Here is a 21,604-nt window from a genome sequence, read left to right as displayed (position 1 = left end):
AACCACACAAGGCAATGCATGAGAATTTCTAATTTGCGCATTTCGTTTCGCTATCCGGTTTTCAAGGTGCAAACTTTCTGCTTCCTCCGCCCATCTGACAAGCAGGCTGTGCGGAGAAGTAAAGATGGTGGAGACTAACGGGATCGAACCGTTGACCCCCTGCGTGCAAGGCAGGTGCTCTCCCAGCTGAGCTAAGTCCCCATGGGAAGTATTCAATTGAAACTTGGTGGTGGGCCTTAGTGGACTCGAACCACCGACCTCACCCTTATCAGGGGTGCGCTCTAACCAGCTGAGCTAAAGGCCCGCATTCTATGGCCAGTCTCGCTGGCTTGATCTTCATTCCGATAAAGGAATCAAGACCGGCTTGGCGACGTCCTACTCTCCCAGGACCCTGCGGTCCAAGTACCATCGGCGCTGGAAGGCTTAACGGTCGTGTTCGAGATGGGTACGCGTGGAACCCTTCCGCCATTATCACCAAACCGGTATCGATGAAGGATTTCTCCTTCAAAACTGAACTCGAGCGTTAAAACAACGGACTTCGTATTGCCCCGAAGGGCTCCTTAGAAAGGAGGTGATCCAGCCGCACCTTCCGATACGGCTACCTTGTTACGACTTCACCCCAATCATCTACCCCACCTTCGACGGCTGGCTCCCTTGCGGGTTACCCCACCGGCTTCGGGTGTTGTAAACTCTCGTGGTGTGACGGGCGGTGTGTACAAGACCCGGGAACGTATTCACCGCGGCATGCTGATCCGCGATTACTAGCAATTCCGACTTCATGCAGGCGAGTTGCAGCCTGCAATCCGAACTGAGACCGGCTTTGGTAGGATTGGCTCCGGATCGCTCCTTCGCAGCCCGTTGTACCGGCCATTGTAGTACGTGTGTAGCCCAGGTCATAAGGGGCATGATGATTTGACGTCATCCCCGCCTTCCTCCGGTTTGTCACCGGCAGTCGATCTAGAGTGCCCACCCAAAGTGCTGGCAACTAAATCCAAGGGTTGCGCTCGTTGCGGGACTTAACCCAACATCTCACGACACGAGCTGACGACAACCATGCACCACCTGTCTCCTCTGTCCCGAAGGAAAGGTCTATCTCTAGACCGGTCAGAGGGATGTCAAGACCTGGTAAGGTTCTTCGCGTTGCTTCGAATTAAACCACATACTCCACTGCTTGTGCGGGTCCCCGTCAATTCCTTTGAGTTTCAGTCTTGCGACCGTACTCCCCAGGCGGAGTGCTTAATGTGTTAACTTCGGCACCGAGGGGTGGACCCCCCCCAACACCTAGCACTCATCGTTTACGGCGTGGACTACCAGGGTATCTAATCCTGTTTGCTCCCCACGCTTTCGCGCCTCAGCGTCAGTTACAGTCCAGAGAGCCGCCTTCGCCACTGGTGTTCCTCCACATCTCTACGCATTTCACCGCTACACGTGGAATTCCGCTCTCCTCTTCTGCACTCAAGTCTCCCAGTTTCCAGTGCATCACGGGGTTGAGCCCCGCACTTAGACACCAGACTTAAAAGACCGCCTGCGCGCGCTTTACGCCCAATAATTCCGGACAACGCTTGCCCCCCTACGTATTACCGCGGCTGCTGGCACGTAGTTAGCCGGGGCTTTCTTCTCAGGTACCGTCATCGAATGAGTAGTTACCTCATCCTTATTCTTCCCTGGCAACAGAGCTTTACGACCCGAAAGCCTTCCTCACTCACGCGGCGTTGCTCCATCAGGCTTGCGCCCATTGTGGAAGATTCCCTACTGCTGCCTCCCGTAGGAGTCTGGGCCGTGTCTCAGTCCCAGTGTGGCCGTTCACCCTCTCAGGTCGGCTACGCATCGTCGCCTTGGTGAGCCGTTACCCCACCAACTAGCTAATGCGCCGCAGGCCCATCCCAAAGCCACAGCTTGCACCGTGTTTCTCAACCAAGTCATGCGACCCAGTTGCCTATCCGGTCTTAGCATTCGTTTCCGAATGTTATCCCGGTCTTTGGGGCAGGTTGCCTACGTGTTACTCACCCGTCCGCCGCTAACCTCATCAGGAGCAAGCTCCATCAGAGATCCGCTCGACTTGCATGTATTAGGCACGCCGCCAGCGTTCGTCCTGAGCCAGGATCAAACTCTCCATAAAGGTAAGCTTGACTTGCTCATGATAAAGCTGGTATAACTTTTGCTTCAGCCCCGAAAGGCTTCAGCGTCCGTTTGTTTTAACGCTCGATGTTCAGTTTTCAAGGAGCAATCTCGTCTTCGCTCTCGGCCTCTTGCTCGGCGGCCTCTCAGCGGCGACTTGAATAATATATCACAGGCGCCCAGACGATTGCAAGCATAATCTCAATAAATATCTCTAGGAATTTTATGACATCCGTTGACCTCACGTTTGCACGGTTTACGCACCCTGATGGCGTATATATAAATAGAAAGAGACCGAACGTCCGAGCCGTCCGATCCCTTTCTTTGCTCCATCCCTCAGGATGAATATACCGCGGTAATAAAGAGGTTGCGATCCTTGGCGAGGTTCACGATGTCGCCGAAGATCGACACCATGGGTCTCGTCGGATTCGCCCTATCGGTGAATACGATCTCCCCGACCCGGTTGTCGTTCAACTGGACGAGCATGCCGTTGTAGAACTGGGTGTTGCGTTCAATAAAGCATTGGATCATCAAAGGATCCAGCTTGCCGAACGCTTCCTTCTGCAGCTGCTCCAATACGACATACGGCGATTGCGCCGTACGGTACGTACGAGCTGACGTCATCGCATGATACATGTCCGCGATCGCCACGATCTTAGCATACGGATGAATCTTGTCCCCTATCGCCTTCATCGGGTAGCCGCTGCCGTCGATCCGCTCATGATGCTGCAGCGCGGTCAGAATGACCCCTTGGTTAAGGGACGTGACGCCTTCTAGCAGCTTGTAACCATAGACGGTATGCTGCCGCATCTCAGCCAGCTCGTCGGTCGTGAGCCGACCCGGCTTGCGCAGGATCGTCGAGTCGATTCGCGTATTGCCGATATCGTGCAGCAGCCCGGACAGCGCTACCGCTACCCAGTCCTTCTCCGGCAGCTTCATCCACTTGGCGAGCTGGTAACCCGTCAGCGCCGTCAATACGCTGCCGCGGATCCAAGGCTCCGCGGCAGGATCGTATGGCGGCACGAACGTCAGCACGTGATATTCGTCGATATGATCGAGCAGGTCCTTAAGCCCGCCTCGAATCTCGAAGATCGGGAGCTTCTGCCCCGGACCCATCATCTGAAACGTATGTTTCAGCAGCCGCTCCATTTTCAAAAAGTTCTGATGGAGCGAGGAGAGCGGCGCCGACTTGTCTTCCTCGATCTCGAGCAAGTCCGACTCCTCAAGGCCCGCTCTCTTGATGTCCGCATCCGGGATGAGGTACGCCTGCAGGATCTCTAGATCGCGCGCGCTGAGCGTACGGCCCTCCGGGAACAGCATATTGCCGAAAGACGTCTGCACTTCGCGCAGCAATAGATCCCCCCGTCTGCACTTGCGATACCGGCAGCACAGCCACGACGTCTACCTCCCCCTTAGATCCGTTCCTTATTCAGAATCTTCTTCCGCGCCTTCGGTACCTACGGCTTCGATGCCTGCGCCTTCGGATTCTTCCGCATCTTCTTCTTCGTCTTCGTTGCGCGGCGCTCTCGCTACCGTCGCTACGGCGTCTTCGTCCTTGATGTTGATCAGCTTGACGCCTTGGGTGATCCGGCCCATCGTGTTGATCGTGGACATGCTCATCCGGATCAACGTGCCGCCCGAGGTCATGATCATCAAGTCTTCTTCGTCTTGAACGACCTTGAGGCTGACGATCGCACCGTTCTTGTCGGTGACGTTCAGCGTCTTGATGCCCTTGCCGCCGCGGGTCTGCGTGCGATACTCGCTCAGCGGCGTACGCTTGCCGTAACCCTTGGAGGTGACGATGAGCACGGTCTGCTCCGGATCGACGATATCCATGTCGATGACCTCGTCGCCTTCGTCCAGCTGAATCCCCTTCACGCCGGTGGAGGAGCGTCCCATCGAACGAACATCGTCCTCGGAGAAGCGAATCGACATGCCCTGGGCCGTGCCCATGACAACCTCGCGGCTGCCATCCGTCAGCTTGACGCCGATCAGATCGTCGTCCTCGCGCAGCAGGATCGCGATCAGGCCGACCTTGCGGATGTTCGCATAGTCGTCGAGCGGCGTCTTTTTCACGATGCCGCACTTCGTCGCGAAGAACAGGTACTGATTCGGCTCGAACGATTCGACCGGGATGACGGCATTGATCGTCTCTCCCTGTTCGATCTGGATCAGGTTGATGATCGGCGTGCCCCGCGCGGTCCGGCTCAAATCCGGAATCTCGTACGCCTTGAGGCGGAATACGCGTCCCTTGTTCGTGAAGAACAGAAGGAACTGGTGCGTATTGGACACGAAGAGCCGTTCGATAAAGTCGTCGTCCTTCGTGTCCATGCCTACGACGCCGCGGCCGCCGCGCCGCTGACTGCGGTACGTGGAGACCGGCAGGCGCTTGATGTATCCGGAATGCGTCATCGAGATAATGACGTCCTCGCGCGGGATCAGGTCTTCATCGAGAATCTCCTCGTCGCTCGTCGTGATCTCCGTGCGGCGGTCGTCGCCGAACCGCTGCTTGATCTCTTCAAGTTCGTCGTGGATGATCTCAAGCACGAGCCCCTCATCGGCCAGAATCGCTTGGTACTCGGCGATCTTGACCATGAGCTCCTGATACTCCTGCTCGATCTTCTCCCGCTCGAGTCCGGTGAGACGCTGCAGGCGCATCTCGAGAATGGCTTGGGCTTGATCGTGCGACAAACCAAACCGCGTCATTAGCCCTTCGCGCGCCTGTTCCGTCGTCTGCGAAGCCCGAATGAGCGCAATGACTTCGTCGAGATGGTCGAGCGCGATGCGCAAACCTTCGAGGATGTGCGCGCGCGCCTGCGCCTTTTTCAGATCGTACTCGGTTCTGCGGCGGATGACTTCGATCTGGTGCTGAATATAGTAATGGAGCACGTCGCGAAGGTTAAGTACCTTCGGCTCCTTGTTCACGATCGCGAGCATATTGATGCCGAACGTCGATTGCATCGCCGTCTGCTTGTACAGATTGTTCAGGACGACGCTCGGATTGACGTCGCGGCGCAGCTCGATGACGATCCGCATCCCGTTGCGGTCGGATTCGTCGCGCAGGTCGGTGATGCCCTCGATCCGCTTGTCCCGCACGAGCTCGGCGATCTTCTCTACAAGGCGCGCCTTGACGACCTGGTAAGGCAGCTCGTGGACGATGATCCGGGCTTTGCCGCCGTTCTCCTCGATCTCGGCGCGGGCGCGCATCGTGACCGAGCCGCGTCCCGTGCTATAAGCCTGCCGAATGCCTTGGCGTCCAAGGATGAAGCCGGCAGTCGGGAAGTCCGGGCCCGTGATGTACTCCATAAGGTCAAGGGCAGTCAGGTCCGGGTTCTTGATCAGCGCCTGCGTGCCGTTGATGACCTCGGTCAAGTTGTGCGGGGGAATGTTGGTCGCCATGCCGACCGCGATGCCCGTCGTGCCGTTGACCAGCAGGTTCGGGAACCGCGAAGGGAGCACGTCCGGCTCCTGCTCTTCGCCATCGTAATTCGGGACGAAGTCGACGGTCTCCTTATTGATATCCCGCAGCATCTCCATCGCGATCTTCGATAGACGCGATTCCGTATAACGCATCGCTGCCGCCATGTCGCCGTCGATGGATCCGAAATTGCCGTGACCTTCGACCAGCATATAGCGAAGCGAGAAGTCCTGCGCCATCCGAACCATCGTCTGATAGATGGAGGAATCGCCGTGCGGGTGGTACTTGCCCATGACGTCGCCGACGATACGCGCGGACTTCTTGAACGGCTTGTCCGGAGACATGCCGAGCTCGGACATCCCGTACAGGATGCGGCGAAGTACCGGCTTCAGCCCGTCTCTAACGTCGGGCAGCGCGCGGCTGACGATGATGCTCATTGCGTAATCCATGAACGATTCCCGCATCTCCACGCCGATATCCCGGTCGCGGAGGGGGGGAACGCTGTTCCTCGGCCATGCTGATCCTCCTTCAATATCCCTGCACTATTGTCAAATCGCCATGGTCACCCAAGGCAGAAGCGTCATACTCTAAAAAAAGGATGAATGAAAACATTATACCATATTGATGGCGCGAAAGGTGGCGTGAACGCTCATGCCGATCAGGCGGATCAGCAGCAAATGGGCGAAAACCGAAGCGCTGCTGGCATCTTCGGAGCTGCGCGGTCTCGTGCCCGACACCCGGCCGTTCAATCGGGATGCCGTTCGCAGCATGCTGGACGAATACGGCATGATCTACGTGAAGCCGGTGAACGGCACCTTCGGCAAAGGCGTCATCCGTCTGGGTAAATCGACCGGGGCCGATGAAAGATACACCCTTCAGGCCGGCGAGAAGCGGATCTTCTATCCAAGCTTCGACGAGATGTACGACGCGCTGCTGAAGTTGAAACGCCCCCCGCTCCTATCTGTCCCAACAGGGAATCGAGCTGCTGAAGCAGGACGGCCGCCGATTCGACTTTCGCGTGATGGTCCAGATGAACCCGGCCGGACAATGGGAGACGACCGGTATCATCGGGAGACTCGCCCACCCGCGCAAAATCGTGACGAACTATCACGCCGGCGGCACGCCGCTGCCGATGGAGACGCTGATGAAGACGCACCTGGAAAAGGCGGGACGAACGAGCCGCGGTTATCGTCGGGAGCTATCGAAGCTCGGCGTGGACGTTGCTTTAGTGCTCGGCAAGCGTTTTCCTGGACTCAAAGAGATCGGCATCGACGTGGCGGTCGACACGGCGCTTAAGCCCTGGATTCTGGAGGTCAACACGCTGCCCGACCCCTATATTTTCCTGCGGCTGCCCGATCGCGGCGTATATCGCCGGATTCGCAAGTACGCTATAGCCTACGGACGCTTCCGCCGCGGAACCCGCGCTTCGGTGAATTCCAAGCGAGGTCGCATCGGTAAGAAATAAAGTCCATAAAAAAAGCACCCGCTGAACGCATCGCTGCGCCCGGCGGGTGCCGAAGCCTCACACGTCCAGATTCTTGACATACCTGGCGTACTGATGGATGAAATCCCGCCGCGGCTCGACGCTGTCTCCCATAAGCGTATCGAAGATCAAGTCGGCCCGGATCGCATCCTCGATCCGTACTTGAAGCATCGTACGGCTGTCCGGATCCATCGTCGTATCCCACAGCTGGTCTGCGTTCATCTCGCCCAGACCTTTGTACCGCTGCACGTTGACCTTGGCGCCTTCTCCGAACTCGGCGATGATCGCATTGCGTTCGGCCTCGGATTGCGCGTAGCGGACGACCTTGTTGCGCTCGATCTTGAAGAGCGGCGGCTGCGCGATGTAGACGAAGCCCTCCTCGATCAGGTTCCGCATGTACCGGTAGAAGAAGGTGAGGAGCAACGTGCGGATGTGCGCGCCGTCGACGTCGGCGTCGGTCATGATGATGATCTTGTGATAACGCGCCTTGGCGATATCGAAGTCGTCGCCGATGCCGGTGCCAAGCGCCGTAATGATCGCCCGGATCTCCGCGTTGGACAGAATCTTGTCCAAGCGCGCCTTTTCGACGTTCAGAATCTTGCCCCGCAGCGGCAGGATGGCCTGGAAGTGACGATCGCGGCCTTGCTTGGCCGATCCGCCTGCGGAGTCGCCTTCGACGATGTACAGCTCGCTGATTGAAGCGTCCTTGGACGAGCAGTCCGCCAGCTTGCCCGGCAGCGAGCTCACTTCGAGCGCCCCCTTGCGACGGGTCAGCTCTCGCGCCTTGCGCGCGGCTTCGCGTGCCCGGGACGCTTGAAGGGACTTGTCCACGACCTTGCGCGCGACGGCCGGGTTTTCGCCCATGAACTCAAGCAGCTTGTCGGCGAAGAGCGATTCGACGATGCCCCGCGCCTCGCTGTTGCCGAGCTTGGTCTTGGTCTGTCCTTCGAACTGCGGCTCCGGAATCTTGACCGAGATGATCGCCGTCAAGCCTTCGCGGCAGTCGTCGCCGGTGAGGTTCGACTCGTTCTCCTTGACGAACCCCATCTTGCGCGCATAGTCGTTGACGATACGGGTAAGCGCGCTTTTGAAGCCCGACTCGTGCGTGCCGCCTTCGTGCGTGTTGATGTTGTTGGCGAACGAATAAATGTTCTCGGTGTAGCCGTCGTTGTACTGCATGGCGATCTCGACCGCGATGCTGTCCTTGGTGCCTTCGACGTAGATCGGCTGCTCGTGCAGCGCCTCGCGCGTACGGTTCAGGTACTGGACGAACTCCTTGATGCCGCCGTCGTACTTGAACGAATCGTGCATGCTGGTTCGCTCGTCGGTGAGCGTCAATTGGATGCCTTTGTTCAGGAACGCGAGCTCGCGAATCCGTCCGACGAGCACGTCGTACTCGAATACCGTCGTCTCGGTAAAAATCTCCGGATCGGGCTTGAAGCGCGTCTGCGTGCCGGTGTCCTCGGTCTCTCCGATGACCTTGAGATCGTACTGGGGCGCGCCGCGGCGATATTCCTGCTGATGGATCTTGCCGTCCCGCTTGACGGTGACGCTGACCCACTCGGAGAGCGCGTTCACGACGGAGATGCCGACGCCGTGCAGACCGCCGGACACCTTGTAGCCTTCGCCGCCGAACTTGCCGCCGGCGTGAAGGACGGTCATGACGACTTCAAGCGTCGATTTCTTCAGCTTGACGTTCTCGCCGACCGGGATGCCCCGGCCGTTGTCGATGACGGTCACGCTGTTGTCTTCATGTATAATGACGTCGACGCGGGTACAATAGCCTGCGAGCGCCTCGTCGATACTGTTGTCGACGACCTCCCAGACAAGGTGATGGAGACCCTTGCCGCTGGTCGACCCGATGTACATGCCGGGACGTTTGCGGACGGCCTCCAACCCTTCGAGTACCTGTATCTGACTTTCATCGTATGTGTTGTGCTGCGAATTCACGGACAACTCTTCCACCGCCTTCTTAACGTTGACGCGCTGCTCCTACAAATCGACCAGATGATGCGCCCGCTTCTTGAGGGTAGAAGACGATATGGGCGAATAATACACTCTCTCCTCGGTGACGACGATAGACTTCGGATCCTCCTCGCCGATCGTCTCCACGATACGGTTTTTCCGGGCCTGCGCCACGAACTGCCTGGACAGCTTCGAGGACTGCTCGATCGAGATATCGAAGATCGCGACGAGCTGCGAAGTCCGGACGATTTTCTCCCCGCCCAGATGAATGTACATATTGAGCCCCTCCACATTCCCTGCCCTAGGGCAGCACGGTACCGCCGCGTACATGATAGATGGCGGCATCCTTGAGCCGGCTCATGTTAACGCTCTCCAGTCCCGTCGTCGTGATGAACGTCTGCACGCGGTTCTGGAACGTCTCGATGAGCTGCGTCTGCCGCTCCTGATCAAGTTCGGACAAGACGTCGTCGAGGAGAAGCAGCGGATACTCCCCGATCTCTTCGCGCATAAGCTCCAACTCCGCCAGCTTGAGCGACAGCGCCGCCGTCCGCTGCTGGCCCTGCGAGCCGAACGTCTGCACGTCCCTGCCGTTAATGGCAAACGCCAAATCGTCCCGATGCGGACCGATGAGCGTCGTGCCGCGGCGGAATTCCTGTTCCTTGCCTTGTGTTAACTTTAACATAAATTGTTGCAATAAAGAAGATTGATCTTGGGGCGAGGTCCCTTCCTCCGCGGCGAGAGAGGGTTTATAGACGACGGTCAGCGATTCCTTGTCGGCAGTGATGCCGGCGTGGATCTTCTCCGCCCACCCTTGCAGCTTATGAATAAAGTTTTGCCTTCTCTGCATCATTTTAACACCGGAGGCGGCTAATTGTTCGTTCCAAACGTCCAGCATCTCCGCGGATGCCCTGGAGGCGTCGGTAGACTTCAGGTAATTGTTGCGCTGCTGGAGGATTCGTTGATACTGCAGGGAGTCGTGCAGGTAGGCCGGATGCACTTGGCCAATCTCCATGTCCATGAACCGTCGTCTGATGCCTGGCGCGCCCTTGACGATGTCCAGATCCTCGGGGGCGAAAAGCACGACGTTGACCGTGCCGACGAAGGCGCTGAGCTTACGCTGCTCGAGCCCGTTGATCTTCGCCTTTTTGCCTTGCGCGGAGAGTTGAAGCTCCAGCGTTACCTTGCCGAGCTTGCGCTCGATCTCGGCTTCGATGCGGGCTGACGTCTCGTTCCAGCCGATCAGCTCGCGGTCCTTGGACGTACGGTGCGACTTGGTCAGCGCGAGCACATGAATGGCTTCAAGCAGGTTCGTCTTGCCCTGCGCGTTGGGACCGATGATGATATTGACGCCTGCGGCCGTCGCTAGCGACAGTTCGCCGTAGTTGCGGTAGCCATGCAGTGCGATCTTGTTCAGCTGCATGCGGGACTTCCTCTCTGGACTGTCCGACGGCGGCTCGTACGAATACGGCTGCGCCGGCGCAGACTATGGCTTAACGCGAACGGCGAAGCTGCCGCAGCCAGACACTTCGATGATGTCGCCGGGGCGCAGCTTGCGGCCGCGGCGGTTTTCTTTTTCTCCGTTCACGAGCACTTCGGTCTCCTGCAGGAAATGTTTCACTTCGCCGCCGGAGCCGATGCAATCGCCAAGCTTGAGCAGCTGCTGCAACTGGATATATTCGGTCGAAATCTCGATTTCCTTCATGAGGCGCTCCTCAATTCGTCGTCCGGTAAGGGAGAATGAGATGCAGGCTGTTGTCGTGATCGCGCGGCTTGAAGATGATCGGGCTCATCGCGCCGTTGAAGCCGATGTACAGCTGCTCGCTGTCCACGACCTTCAGCACGTCGAGCATATATTTGGAGTTGAAAGCGATGCGCAGGGGCTCGCCGGTCAGATCCGTTACGTCCAGATGCTCTTGTACCCGTCCGAGCTCGGAGGAGCTGGAGTTGATCTCGATGTTGCCGTCATCCGTCGTGAGCAGGCGGACGATGTTCGTCTTCTCTTCGCGCGAGAGCAGGTACGCGCGGTCGATCGCGTCGCTGAGCGATTTTGTGTTCAGGACGAGTTCTGTTTTGAACTGGCTCGGAATAATCTTGGAAGTGTCGGGATAAGCGCCGTCGAGCATCCGGGAAAAGAACAGCACTTCTCCGAGCTTGAATAGCACCTGGTTGTCGGCGACGACGATGTCGACGAGGGTATTCTGGTCTGGAATGATCTTCGACAGCTCGTTCAGCGTTTTACCGGAAATGACCACGCCCGCGAACTTGAGCCCCGGATCGGTGTCGATATTCGTCTTGCAGGTGGCCAAGCGGTGTCGGTCCGTCGCGACGAACTTGAAGACGCCTTCCTGCAAACTCCAGAGCACGCCGGTCAGAATCGGCGTCGATTCGTTGGTCGTTACGGCGAATACCGTCTGGCGGATCATCGAACGGAGCAAGTCTCCCGGGATGGAGAATACGCGGTCTTCCTCCAATATCGGTAGCACGGGGAATTCCTCCGGATCGAGTCCGACGAGCTGGATCTCGGTCGCGCCCGAATGGATAAGCGTCTGGAAGCGTTCGCCGACTTCAAGATTGACTTCCTCGTGCGGCAGCTTCTTGACGATCTCGACGAAAAACTTGGCCGGCAGCACGACGCTGCCCGGACGCTCGACCTTCACGACCGTCTTGCTCGAAGATTCGAGCGGAATAAAGTGTTGAATGGAAATGTCGGTGTCGCTTGCGGTCAAGGTGACGCCGCGATCGCTCACGTCTATTTTAATGCCGCTCAGGATCGGTATCGTGCTGCGTGCGGATACCGCCTTGGATACGTTTTGAACCGCCTCGTTTAACTCCGTGCGCAATATCGTCAATTTCAACGGGATCACCTCGTCTATTCACCTTAATGGTATGGTCTTAAAAGATAGTCGTAGTAGTAGGGGCCCTGAATATGTGGATAAGCCCAAAAAAAGCCGAAAACGACAACCTATCCACATGTGTATGAGTTGTGCATAGGTTTTTTCGTTATTCACGTTTTAAATGCGGCATTTTTGTCCACAGGTGGATATCGGGGTTTGCGTCTACGTCAGGTTTTTGATCTTTTCCGTCAGGTTGCCGACGATCTTGTATAGCTCGGCGTCGACTTTAAGCTGCTGCGTGATTTTCTCGTGGGCGTGGATGACCGTCGTGTGGTCTCTCCCGCCGAAGTTGTCCCCGATCTTAGGCAGCGAATAATCCGTCAGCTCGCGGGACAGATACATCGCGATCTGACGCGGGAATGCGACGGCCTTCGTACGCTTGCGCGCTTTGAAATCCTCGAGCTTAAGCCCATAGAATTCGCCTACGCGCTGCTGGATATCCTGAATGGTGATGAGGCGGTTGCGTCCGTTCGGCAAAATGTCCTTAAGCGCCTCGGCGGCCAAATGCGTAGATACGTCCTGATTCGTCAACGACGAATAAGCCACAATCCGAATCAAGGCGCCTTCGAGCTCCCGGATGTTCGAATCGATCATGTTCGCGATGTATACCATCGCCTCGTTCGGAATGTCCAAGTTCTCCGCCTTCGCCTTCTTGCGGAGAATCGCGATGCGCGTCTCAAGGTCCGGCGGCTGGATGTCCGTGATCAAGCCCCACTCGAAGCGCGAGCGCAGGCGCTCCTCCAGCGTCGGGATCTCCTTGGGCGTGCGGTCGCTGGAGATGATGATCTGCTTGCTCTCTTCGTGCAGCGCGTTAAAGGTATGGAAGAACTCCTCTTGCGTGCCGTCTTTGCCGGCGAGGAACTGGATATCGTCGATCAGAAGCACGTCGATGTTGCGATATTTGTTGCGGAAGCTCTCGCCGCGGTTGTCCCGGATCGCGTTGATGAATTCGTTCGTGAACTTCTCCGACGATATGTAAAGTACCTTCGAAGACGGGTTGTGCTCCAAAATATAATGTCCGATCGCGTGCATCAAGTGTGTCTTGCCCAGTCCTACGCCTCCATAAAGGAAGAGCGGATTGTACGCCTTGGCCGGCGCTTCCGCGACCGCGAGGGAAGCAGCATGCGCGAAGCGGTTGCCGGCGCCGATGACGAACGTATCGAAAGTGTACTTGGGATTGAGCATATGTCCGACCGGCTCCTCGGGTCCCGCGTTCTTGACGACGGGTACGGCGGGGAACGGCGCGGGCGGCTCCGGAGACCGGAACTCCTCGATCGCGAACCTGACCTCAACCGGGTGGTCAAGGTACTCAGCCAACGTCGAAGAGACGAGCTTCTTGTACCTGTTCTCCAGCCATTCCGCCGCAAAGGTGGTGGGAGCGGTTACAACCACTGTCTCGTCATTAAGGAAATTCGCTTTGGTGGCTTTAAACCACGTATCGTAACTCGGCTTGCTTAATTTTGTCTGGATGACCGACAAGACCTGCTGCCAGATCTCGTTCGTACGGCTGTCCACATGGAGTCACTCCTTTAACCCGTCAGGCGGACAAGAGGGAGGGCGGCGATGTCGAAGGATGTCCTTTGCAACAAGTTATCCACACAATTCCTCTTTATTCTTTATTGAGATGTCCATAAGAAGGGATTTTGTTCACAGATTTATGCACAGGGTGTTAATAAAAAAGAGGTTTAACAGCCGTTATCCACGTCGAATGGGTGAACTTATCATAGCAGATGAACCCGCTGAATTCAACGGAATTCGCCCTGTTATCCACATTTTCAATAACTTGTGGATGAAATCTGTGCACAACACAAGATATTGTTGATATTCTGTGCGAAGATTCGACAAAATGAGAGACGAGTCTTTTTTCTCTCCCTTTTTTATGCACATGTGAATATCTTCCGAAGTCGTCTGCCTTTGAATTCATTGACTTCCGTGCCCCCTTATGGTTTAATAAATGGACATATGAGTTCTTTTCGTAAGGAGGTATCAAGAAGTGGGACCGACATTTAAGCCGAACGTGAACAAGCGGAAGAAGGTACACGGATTCCGCAGCCGGATGAGCTCGAAGAACGGACGCAAGGTTCTCGCCGCTCGCCGTCAAAAGGGCCGCAAAGTATTGTCCGCTTAAGGATAAAGACCACGTGAGGTGGTCTTTTTTTCATGTATATGGGAATAACTGATGTACGGACTTCAGTCCATAATCCGGCGATGAGGGATGAGGATGGAAAGAAAACTGCGGCTGCGAAGCAAGGAAGACTTCAGCCGTATCTATAGAAGCGGAAAATCGTTTGCGAACTCGCAGTTCGTCGTCTACTGGCGGCGCAAGCCGGATCCGGGGCTGTACCGGCTCGGCATTTCGGTGAGCAGCAAGCTGGGAGGCGCCGTGGTCCGCAACCGCATGAGGCGGATGATCAAGGAGATCGTGCGGCTTAACGGTTCGCGCATCGTCGAGGGCACCGACATGATCCTGATCGTACGCAAGCCCGCGATCTCTCTTCCTTATATAGAGATGGAGCGGAGCGTCCTTCACGTGCTCCGCAAAGCGGGCCTGACCAAGGGCTCTACGCCGCCTCCGCCGCAGGACAGAAGGCCGTACCGGCCGGGGCCCGGCGGAGGCAAGCCGAAGACGCCGGGAGGCGCCCCGCGCGCTTTCCATTGCCAATAATCTTATGGTATAGTTGACTTGTGTTTTGGGCTTTGAAAGAGACGGATCTGCCCCTCGGTTCCGGGACGGCGAATTCGTACGGATGCATGAACGGCGATCCGTTTTTTCTGTCGTTTCGCCTATTTCCGGGATCCCCGCAAAGTCCCGATTCGGCTTCAAAGTCACGGCTCCACCTTGGTGGGGTTATTTTAGAGGGGGAGTTTTGAGGTTTGTTGTTGCGCAATCGCAAATTCTGGATGGTCTCCGGTCTTCTGGTTTCCTTGATGGTATTCCTGTCCGGTTGTACGCCGCCCACTACAAGAAAGACCACTGCGGACCTGGCTGACGGCAACTGGTGGGACAGCAATGTCGTATACTGGTTCTCGCTCATGCTGGACAAGTTCGCCGATTGGTTCAATGGCGAATACGGCCTCGCGATTCTCCTGCTCGTAATCATCGTGCGGACGATTATCCTGCCGCTCATGATCAAGCAGTACAAGAGCACGAAGGCGATGCAGAAGCTGCAGCCGCAAATGAAGGAGATCCGCGAGAAGTACAAGGACGACACCCGCAAGCAGCAGGAAGAGATGATGAAGCTCTACCAGGAGCATCAAGTCAATCCGCTTGCAGGCTGTTTCCCGCTGATCATTCAGATGCCGATCTTTATCGCGCTGTATCGCGCCATTACCGTCAACTCTAACGTTTATAGTCATACATTCCTGTGGCTTCAGCTTGGCGAGCCGGATAAATATTACATTCTCCCGGTCATTGCCGCAGCGACCACCTTCGTTCAATCGAAGATGATGCAATCCCAGCAGCCGCAGCAGATGGGTGCGATGAAGGGCCTGATGCTGATCTTCCCGGTGTTGATCTTCGTCATGGCGCTTTCATTCCCGGCCGCGCTTCCGCTTTACTGGATTTACAGTAATATCTACACCATCACGCAGAACTATTTCATGTATGGACGCAAAGCCGAGCCGCAAGGCAGCGGCAAGGAGGCCATCGCAGATGAAAAGGGTCGAAGCAACAGGAAAGTCGGTGGAGGAAGCGGTAAGAAAAAGCCTCGTCACTCTCGGGGTAAGTGAGGACCGCGTTAAAGTAACCGTGCTCGAGCAGCCCAGCAAGGGGCTGTTCGGCCTGATCGGCGCCAAGGAAGCCCGCGTGCAGCTGGAGCTGCTGCCGGACGGCGTGGATCACGCGGTCGCTTTTCTTCAGGAAGTCACCAACGCCATGCATTCGACCGTGGAGATCGTACGGGATGACAGTGGAGACGATGTCTTGATCAACTTGTCGGGCGCCAACCTGGGCATGCTGATCGGACGTAGAGGCCAGACATTGGACGCGCTTCAGTATCTGGCGAACATCGTCGCGAATCGTCATTCCGACCGTCATCTGCGAATCGTCCTCGATGCGGAGCAGTTCCGGCAGAGACGCAGAGAGACACTCGAAGCGCTGTCCGACCGTATGGCGCTTCGCGCCGTAAAGACGAGGAAGGACATCGTGCTCGAGCCGATGAGCGCCTCCGAACGGAAAATCATCCATGCGAAACTTCAAGGTCATCCGAACGTGCGCACCTACAGTCAAGGCGATGAACCGAACCGCTGCGTCGTCATTGCTATCAAGTGAATGAATGTCCAACGCAATGGCTTGCAGATGCAAGCGGACCATTGCGTTTTTTGTTTATGGCAGGTGTTGGGGTTTATATCAGTTTAGCGCTAAATGAGGGAACGATATGAATGAAGATACGATAGCGGCGGTAGCGACGGCGCTCGGAGAAGGCAGCATCGCCGTCGTCCGCGTGAGCGGAGCGGAGGCGATCGGCAAGGTGGCGCCGCTTTTCAAGTCGCGAGAGGACTTGCGGGAGGTACAGTCGCATACCGTGCATTACGGCTGGATCAAAGATCCGGATAGCGGAGACGTGCTGGACGAAGTGCTCGTGACCGTCATGAAGGGTCCGCGTTCGTTCACGACGGAGGACGTCGTTGAGATCAGCACGCACGGCGGCATCGTCGCCGTCCAATCGGTGTTGGAGCTGCTGCTGCGAAGCGGAATCCGCATGGCCGAGCCAGGCGAATTTACGAAGCGCGCCTTTTTGAACGGACGGATCGATCTTGCGCAAGCGGAGGCAGTCATCGACCTGATCCGGTCGAAGTCCTCGAAGGCGTTCCAAGTGGCGCGCAAGCAGGCGGAGGGAGCGCTGTCGAAGCGCCTCGTGCCGCTTAAGGAGCAGTTGATCGAGTTGCTCGCGCATGTTGAAGTCAACATCGATTATCCGGAGCATGATGTCGCGGAGGTCACTGCCGGCGTCATCAGGGATCACTGCGGCGCCGTGCTTCGGCAGGTGGAGACGCTGCTGAAGACGGCTGCGGAGGGGAAAATTCTGCGAGAAGGCATCGTCACAGCGATCGTGGGCCGCCCTAATGCGGGCAAATCGTCGCTCTTGAACGCGCTGGTGAAGGAGAATCGGGCGATCGTAACCGATATTCCCGGGACGACGCGGGACATCGTCGAAGAGTCGGTCACGCTGTCGGGCATTCCGCTGAGACTGCTTGATACGGCCGGCATCCGGGAGACGGAGGATATCGTCGAACGGATCGGCGTGGAGCGCTCGCGCGGTGCGCTCGGCGATGCGGATCTGATCCTGCTCGTATTAAGCAGAAGCGACGCGCTTCACGAGGAGGAACGACGTCTACTGGAAGAGCTGAAGGACCGGCCGACGATCGTTATATTGAACAAGTCGGATCTGGCGCCTTGCCTCGAAGAGGGAGAGGTTCGCTCGATGTATCCGAGCGAGAGGGTCGTCTCTTTATCGGCCAAGGAAGGCTTGGGGATGGAGGAGCTTGAACGGGCGGTCTTCAAGCTGTTTATGAGCGGCGGAATCGAGTCGGCGGATGCCACATATGTTAGCAATGTTCGGCATATATCGCTGCTGCATGCTGCGGCGCGTTCGCTGCAGGATGCCATCGACGGTGCGGAGCAAGGGCTGCCTGTCGATCTCATCCAGATCGACATCGCGGCGGCATGGGAGTCGCTCGGCGAGATCGTCGGGGACACGGCATCGGAATCGCTGCTGGATCAGATATTTTCAAAATTTTGTCTTGGAAAATAAATATTTACAACTACAAAAGGAGTGTATCCACAGTGGGATATCTAGCAGGCGAGTACGACGTCATCGTTGTCGGCGCCGGGCATGCAGGCGTTGAAGCTGCGCTTGCGGCTGCGCGGATGGGCTGCGAGACGCTGCTGCTTACCATCAATCTCGACATGATCGCATTTATGCCATGCAATCCGTCGGTAGGCGGACCGGCGAAGGGACATGTCGTTCGCGAGATCGATGCGCTGGGCGGGGAGATGGGGCGCAATATCGACAAGACCTTTATTCAGATGCGGATGCTGAACACGGGTAAAGGACCGGCGGTTCACGCACTGCGTGCGCAAGCCGACAAGTTTCTGTACCAGCATGCGATGAAGGAGACGATCGAACGGGAGGAAAAGCTGACGCTTCGCCAAGGCATGGCCGAAGAGCTGATCGTCGAAGATGGCGTATGTCGGGGCGTCGTGACGAAGACGGGTGCGGAATACCGTTCCAAGACCGTCGTGATCACGACAGGCACCTACCTGCGCGGCAAGGTCATCATGGGAGAACTGATGTATGAGAGCGGCCCGAACAATCAGCAACCTTCGGTGAAGCTGTCCGAGTCGCTGCGCGAGAATGGCTTGAAGCTCGTACGTTTCAAGACAGGCACGCCGCCGCGCGTTCATAAGGACACGATCGACTTCTCGAAAACGGAAATTCAGCCCGGCGACGACAAGCCGAAATATTTCTCTTATGAGACGGAGTATTCGGAGCGGGCAGGAGAACAGTTGCCTTGTTGGCTGACTTACACATCCGAAGATACGCATAAGATCATTAACGACAACTTGCATCGTGCGCCCATGTTTTCAGGGGCAATCGAGGGGACAGGTCCGCGATATTGTCCTTCGATCGAGGATAAGATCGTCCGCTTTGCCGATAAGCCGAAGCATCAGATTTTCCTGGAGCCCGAAGGTGCGAACACGAAGGAGTATTATGTACAGGGACTGTCGACGAGCATGCCAGAGGATGTTCAACTGCAGATCCTACGTTCAATCCCCGGCCTGGAGCAAGTGGAGATGATGCGTACCGGCTATGCGATCGAGTACGACGCAGTCGTGCCGACGCAGTTGTGGCCGTCTCTGGAGACAAAAGTGATATCGGGACTGTTCACGGCTGGACAGATTAACGGTACGTCCGGTTATGAAGAAGCTGCAGGACAAGGCATTATGGCCGGTATCAACGCAGCTCGCAAGGCACAAGACAAGGAGCCGGTCATTATCGACCGTTCCCAGGGGTATATCGGCGTAATGATCGACGATCTGGTCACCAAGGGTACGAATGAGCCCTATCGTCTGCTCACGTCTCGCGCCGAATATCGTTTGCTCCTCCGCCATGACAATGCGGATCTGCGTCTCACGCCGCTGGGCAAGGAGATCGGTCTCATCTCTGACGCGCGCTTTGCTTTGTTCCAGGATAAGAAGGAGAAGGTGGAGGCGGAGTTGTCCCGGTTGAAGGAAGTGCGGATCAGACCCGACGAGTCCACGCAAGCGCTCCTGGCTTCCATCGATTCGGCGCCGCTTCAAAATACGGTCGACGGCATCACCTTGCTTCGCCGTCCGGAAGTGACCTATGCGCATATCGAGAGCTTCTCGCCCTCACCTGTGACGCTGTCGGAAGATATGAAGGAACAGGTCGAGATTCAGGTGAAATACACGGGATATATCGAGAAGCAGCTTGCCCAGGTGGAGAAGCTGGCCAAGATGGAGAAGAAGCGTATTCCGGAAGATATCGACTACGGCGCGGTGCATGGTTTGGCGACCGAAGCGAAGCAAAAGCTCCATCAGATTCGTCCGCTTAACATAGGGCAGGCTTCTCGAATCTCCGGCGTTACGCCAGCCGACTTGTCCATTTTGCTCGTGCACTTGGAGCATTACAATCGCGTGACGGCGGCTAGGAGCAGCTAATGGCAGATGAACTGCAGCGTTGGTTCAGCGAGCGGGTTCGTACGGACTTGGGAATCGAGCTGAATGATATTCAGCTCGATCAATACGAGACTTACTACCGCTTGCTTGTTGAGTGGAACGAAAAAATGAATCTGACGGGCATCACGGAGCGAGGAGCCGTTTACGAGAAACATTTCTACGACTCTTTGACATTGGGTGCATTGCCCGAAGCTATATCAGCTCGCAGCATGGCGGATATCGGGGCGGGAGCTGGATTCCCATCCATACCTTTTAAAATTGCCTTTCCCCAACTGGTAGTTACCATCGTCGACTCGCTTGCCAAGCGCATTCGCTTTCTTCAGACGGTCGTCGACGCGTTGCAGCTGGGTAACGTTACGCTCGTCCATGGAAGGGCGGAGGATATCGGTCGACTGGGCGAGCACCGCGACCGATACGATCTCGTGACGGCTCGCGCTGTCGCACGTTTGGCTGGACTCAATGAATTATGCCTTCCTTTTGTTAAAGTCGAAGGACACTTCATTGCGATGAAGGGATCCGACAACGCTGCTGAGCTTGAAGAGAGCGCTAAAAGCATGCGTTTATTGAATGCAAAACTTAGATATACGCGAGAACTCAAGCTACCGCTGGAACAATCCGAGCGCCAACTGATCATCATCCGCAAGCTTGAGAAGACGGCTAAGGAATACCCTCGCAAAGCTGGAATTCCTCTGAAACAGCCTCTAATCTAAATCTTTGTTCCACGTGAAACAAAATTGCCATATTTATGTGTTTCACGTGGAACAAATCAGCCTTCAAACCGAGGAAACTCTTTTCAAGAGAAGGATTCAGGCGTACAATAGAGAATATAAATAGTACTGCAAAATCGTCGTGCCGCATATGCGCCTCGAAGGCGTGAAATGGCGGCGCTTTTTTCGTCACTCTGCAGCTTCGGCATGGTTTAATCCTTGCCTTTTCTCCATGCAATGAGCACCTTTCAATGGTTAGTTCCTGCATGCGAATGTCCTGTCTGTCGACGGTTCCTGTCGAATATTGTGTAGATACGGGTAGTTTTAAAGGCTGCACCAGACTCTATTAGTCTGCTGATTATCGTGCTAGCACTAGAGCAGATTTGTTTTAACCGGAACCTCATTACAGATGAACGTGGTGGGATGGAAGACATGAGAGAACCGTTATCTCGTTTGTTCGGATTGTCCGAACGGAGCGGCCAGGAAGAAGTTCGGCAGATTGCCGTAGTGGATATCGTCCCGAGCCCTTATCAACCCAGGTCAGTCTTTGATGACGACCGGATCGACGAGCTATGTCAGACGATCAAGACGCTTGGCATCATCCAGCCGATCGTAGTCCGTGTCCGAGACGGCAAATACGAGCTCATAGCGGGAGAACGCCGCTGGCGTGCGGTCACCAAACTGGGCATGGAACACATCCCGGCGATCGTAAGAGAAATTAATGATTCACAGGCTGCCTCGATGGCTTTAATCGAAAATCTTCAACGCGAAGGCCTAACTTCGATCGAGGAAGCCGTCGCTTATCAAAAACTGATCGATCTTCATCAGTTGACGCAGGAAAGTCTGGCACAGCGGCTGGGTAAAAGCCAGTCGACGATCGCCAACAAGATTCGTCTTCTTCAATTGGGCGAGAACGTTAAGCTGGCGCTCATGGAGCGCAAGATTACGGAGCGTCATGCCCGCGCCATGCTGGCCCTACCGAACGAAGAAGCACAAGAAAAGCTTCTCCAAGAGATTATCGAAAAGGAACTTAACGTGAAACAAACGGAAACTCGCGTCGCTTTTCTCCTTGAAGCGAGTAAACCCGTTAAGTCGCGTCGCGTGTCCTTTTCCAAGGATATTCGACTCGCAATCAATACGATACGGCAGTCGGTAGATATGGTTACGGGATCAGGCATACCGATCAAATCCAGCGAACGCGAACTGGACGATCATATCGAGATCGTTATTACGATTCCGAAGAAAAACAACAGCAATCCGAGCTAGTTGGGAGTCATGTTAATCCAGCAAGTTTAGGCGGCTGACGATGAGGTGAAC

The 21,604-nt window shown here is 56.1% G+C and carries 17 protein-coding genes, 2 tRNA genes, 2 rRNA genes and 2 pseudogenes; 10 read left to right on the top strand and 13 right to left on the bottom strand.

Annotation, left to right across the window (positions count from 1 at the left end; translation table 11 throughout):
* Positions 1-125: 125 nt before the first annotated feature.
* The 7 genes and pseudogenes from OMP38_RS33870 to OMP38_RS33840 all read right to left on the bottom strand — a co-directional run bounded on the left by OMP38_RS33870 (position 126) and on the right by OMP38_RS33840 (position 6,324).
* Positions 126-201, bottom strand: a tRNA-Ala gene (locus OMP38_RS33870).
* Positions 202-227: 26 nt separating this feature from the next.
* Positions 228-304 (bottom strand) — tRNA-Ile (locus OMP38_RS33865).
* Positions 305-362: 58 nt separating this feature from the next.
* Positions 363-479 (bottom strand): 5S ribosomal RNA (gene rrf / locus OMP38_RS33860).
* Between the two features lie 85 nt (positions 480-564).
* Positions 565-2,119, bottom strand: a 16S ribosomal RNA gene (locus OMP38_RS33855).
* A gap of 335 nt (positions 2,120-2,454) precedes the next feature.
* Positions 2,455-3,471: an HD-GYP domain-containing protein gene (locus OMP38_RS33850; RefSeq protein ID WP_277568948.1), complete on the bottom strand. Its 1,017-nt coding sequence runs from the start codon at positions 3,469-3,471 to the stop codon at positions 2,455-2,457.
* A 72-nt stretch (positions 3,472-3,543) separates the two neighbouring features.
* A pseudogene (gene gyrA, locus OMP38_RS33845) lies at positions 3,544-6,052 on the bottom strand (DNA gyrase subunit A).
* 95 nt (positions 6,053-6,147) lie between these two features.
* Complete coding sequence (locus OMP38_RS33840; protein WP_277568946.1) at positions 6,148-6,324, bottom strand: hypothetical protein; 177 nt, start codon at positions 6,322-6,324, stop codon at positions 6,148-6,150.
* Between OMP38_RS33840 and OMP38_RS35400 the strand changes: the two are divergent.
* Both OMP38_RS35400 and OMP38_RS33835 read left to right on the top strand, forming a co-directional pair.
* Positions 6,263-6,409: pseudogene (locus OMP38_RS35400) on the top strand (YheC/YheD family protein); the annotation flags it as partial. The gene OMP38_RS33840 and the pseudogene OMP38_RS35400 overlap by 62 nt on opposite strands.
* Positions 6,410-6,497: 88 nt before the next feature.
* Positions 6,498-7,001, top strand: coding sequence for a YheC/YheD family protein (locus tag OMP38_RS33835; protein ID WP_338130749.1), 504 nt, complete (start codon positions 6,498-6,500; stop codon positions 6,999-7,001).
* A gap of 57 nt (positions 7,002-7,058) precedes the next feature.
* On the opposite strand, the gene gyrB is transcribed toward OMP38_RS33835, so the two are convergent.
* From gyrB to dnaA, 6 genes are all read right to left on the bottom strand, one after another.
* Positions 7,059-8,975: a DNA topoisomerase (ATP-hydrolyzing) subunit B gene (gyrB, locus tag OMP38_RS33830; protein WP_277568945.1), complete on the bottom strand. Its 1,917-nt coding sequence runs from the start codon at positions 8,973-8,975 to the stop codon at positions 7,059-7,061.
* Between the two features lie 36 nt (positions 8,976-9,011).
* On the bottom strand, positions 9,012-9,260 hold the full coding sequence (remB, locus tag OMP38_RS33825; RefSeq protein WP_090116868.1) for an extracellular matrix regulator RemB: 249 nt from the start codon (positions 9,258-9,260) through the stop codon (positions 9,012-9,014).
* Positions 9,261-9,285: 25 nt separating this feature from the next.
* Complete coding sequence (gene recF / locus OMP38_RS33820) at positions 9,286-10,404, bottom strand: DNA replication/repair protein RecF (RefSeq protein WP_277568944.1); 1,119 nt, start codon at positions 10,402-10,404, stop codon at positions 9,286-9,288.
* 63 nt (positions 10,405-10,467) lie between these two features.
* Positions 10,468-10,686 (bottom strand): S4 domain-containing protein YaaA, encoded by a 219-nt coding sequence (gene yaaA / locus OMP38_RS33815; RefSeq protein WP_277568943.1) that lies wholly within the window; start codon positions 10,684-10,686, stop codon positions 10,468-10,470.
* Between the two features lie 10 nt (positions 10,687-10,696).
* A complete protein-coding gene (gene dnaN / locus OMP38_RS33810; protein ID WP_277568942.1) occupies positions 10,697-11,839 on the bottom strand; it encodes a DNA polymerase III subunit beta in 1,143 nt (380 codons plus the stop codon).
* Between the two features lie 201 nt (positions 11,840-12,040).
* Positions 12,041-13,393, bottom strand: coding sequence for a chromosomal replication initiator protein DnaA (dnaA, locus tag OMP38_RS33805; RefSeq protein ID WP_277568941.1), 1,353 nt, complete (start codon positions 13,391-13,393; stop codon positions 12,041-12,043).
* Positions 13,394-13,871: 478 nt separating this feature from the next.
* On the opposite strand from dnaA, the gene rpmH reads away from it, so the two are divergent.
* The 8 genes from rpmH to noc all read left to right on the top strand — a co-directional run bounded on the left by rpmH (position 13,872) and on the right by noc (position 21,553).
* Entirely contained in the window at positions 13,872-14,006 is a 135-nt protein-coding gene (gene rpmH / locus OMP38_RS33800; RefSeq protein WP_090116863.1) for a 50S ribosomal protein L34, read from the top strand.
* 93 nt (positions 14,007-14,099) lie between these two features.
* The gene (gene rnpA / locus OMP38_RS33795; RefSeq protein WP_338130732.1) at positions 14,100-14,543 is read left to right on the top strand and encodes a ribonuclease P protein component; all 444 of its coding nucleotides are present in this window, start codon (positions 14,100-14,102) and stop codon (positions 14,541-14,543) included.
* 236 nt (positions 14,544-14,779) lie between these two features.
* On the top strand, positions 14,780-15,607 hold the full coding sequence (locus OMP38_RS33790) for a YidC/Oxa1 family membrane protein insertase (protein WP_420869809.1): 828 nt from the start codon (positions 14,780-14,782) through the stop codon (positions 15,605-15,607).
* Entirely contained in the window at positions 15,531-16,148 is a 618-nt protein-coding gene (gene jag / locus OMP38_RS33785) for an RNA-binding cell elongation regulator Jag/EloR (RefSeq protein ID WP_277568940.1), read from the top strand. Before OMP38_RS33790 ends, jag begins: the two co-directional genes overlap by 77 nt.
* A 106-nt stretch (positions 16,149-16,254) precedes the next feature.
* Entirely contained in the window at positions 16,255-17,631 is a 1,377-nt protein-coding gene (gene mnmE, locus OMP38_RS33780; RefSeq protein WP_277568939.1) for a tRNA uridine-5-carboxymethylaminomethyl(34) synthesis GTPase MnmE, read from the top strand.
* Between the two features lie 32 nt (positions 17,632-17,663).
* Positions 17,664-19,562 carry a tRNA uridine-5-carboxymethylaminomethyl(34) synthesis enzyme MnmG gene (mnmG, locus tag OMP38_RS33775; RefSeq protein ID WP_277568938.1) on the top strand — a complete coding sequence of 633 codons (1,899 nt, stop codon included), beginning with the start codon at positions 17,664-17,666 and terminating at the stop codon, positions 19,560-19,562.
* Entirely contained in the window at positions 19,562-20,290 is a 729-nt protein-coding gene (rsmG, locus tag OMP38_RS33770) for a 16S rRNA (guanine(527)-N(7))-methyltransferase RsmG (protein ID WP_277568937.1), read from the top strand. Before mnmG ends, rsmG begins: the two co-directional genes overlap by 1 nt.
* Positions 20,291-20,719: 429 nt before the next feature.
* A complete protein-coding gene (gene noc / locus OMP38_RS33765) occupies positions 20,720-21,553 on the top strand; it encodes a nucleoid occlusion protein (protein ID WP_277568936.1) in 834 nt (277 codons plus the stop codon).
* Positions 21,554-21,604 lie beyond the last annotated feature (51 nt).

This window comes from Cohnella ginsengisoli, assembly GCF_029525555.1.
Classification (GTDB): domain Bacteria; phylum Bacillota; class Bacilli; order Paenibacillales; family Paenibacillaceae; genus Cohnella; species Cohnella ginsengisoli.
Note: the sequence above shows the minus strand (reverse complement) of the source record. Positions and strands in the feature narration are given on the sequence as shown.

What these genes read in the sequence shown, in the direction of transcription:
- mnmE (WP_277568939.1), top strand. Translation starts at nt 16,255, where the DNA reads ATGAATGAAGATACGATAGCGGCGGTAGCGACGGCGCTCGGAGAAGGC.
- jag (WP_277568940.1), top strand. Translation starts at nt 15,531, where the DNA reads ATGAAAAGGGTCGAAGCAACAGGAAAGTCGGTGGAGGAAGCGGTAAGA.
- yaaA (WP_277568943.1), bottom strand. Translation starts at nt 10,686, where the DNA reads ATGAAGGAAATCGAGATTTCGACCGAATATATCCAGTTGCAGCAGCTG.
- OMP38_RS33790 (WP_420869809.1), top strand. Translation starts at nt 14,780, where the DNA reads ATGGTCTCCGGTCTTCTGGTTTCCTTGATGGTATTCCTGTCCGGTTGT.
- OMP38_RS33840 (WP_277568946.1), bottom strand. Translation starts at nt 6,324, where the DNA reads ATGCCGTATTCGTCCAGCATGCTGCGAACGGCATCCCGATTGAACGGC.
- recF (WP_277568944.1), bottom strand. Translation starts at nt 10,404, where the DNA reads ATGCAGCTGAACAAGATCGCACTGCATGGCTACCGCAACTACGGCGAA.
- rnpA (WP_338130732.1), top strand. Translation starts at nt 14,100, where the DNA reads ATGGAAAGAAAACTGCGGCTGCGAAGCAAGGAAGACTTCAGCCGTATC.
- noc (WP_277568936.1), top strand. Translation starts at nt 20,720, where the DNA reads ATGAGAGAACCGTTATCTCGTTTGTTCGGATTGTCCGAACGGAGCGGC.
- rsmG (WP_277568937.1), top strand. Translation starts at nt 19,562, where the DNA reads ATGGCAGATGAACTGCAGCGTTGGTTCAGCGAGCGGGTTCGTACGGAC.
- remB (WP_090116868.1), bottom strand. Translation starts at nt 9,260, where the DNA reads ATGTACATTCATCTGGGCGGGGAGAAAATCGTCCGGACTTCGCAGCTC.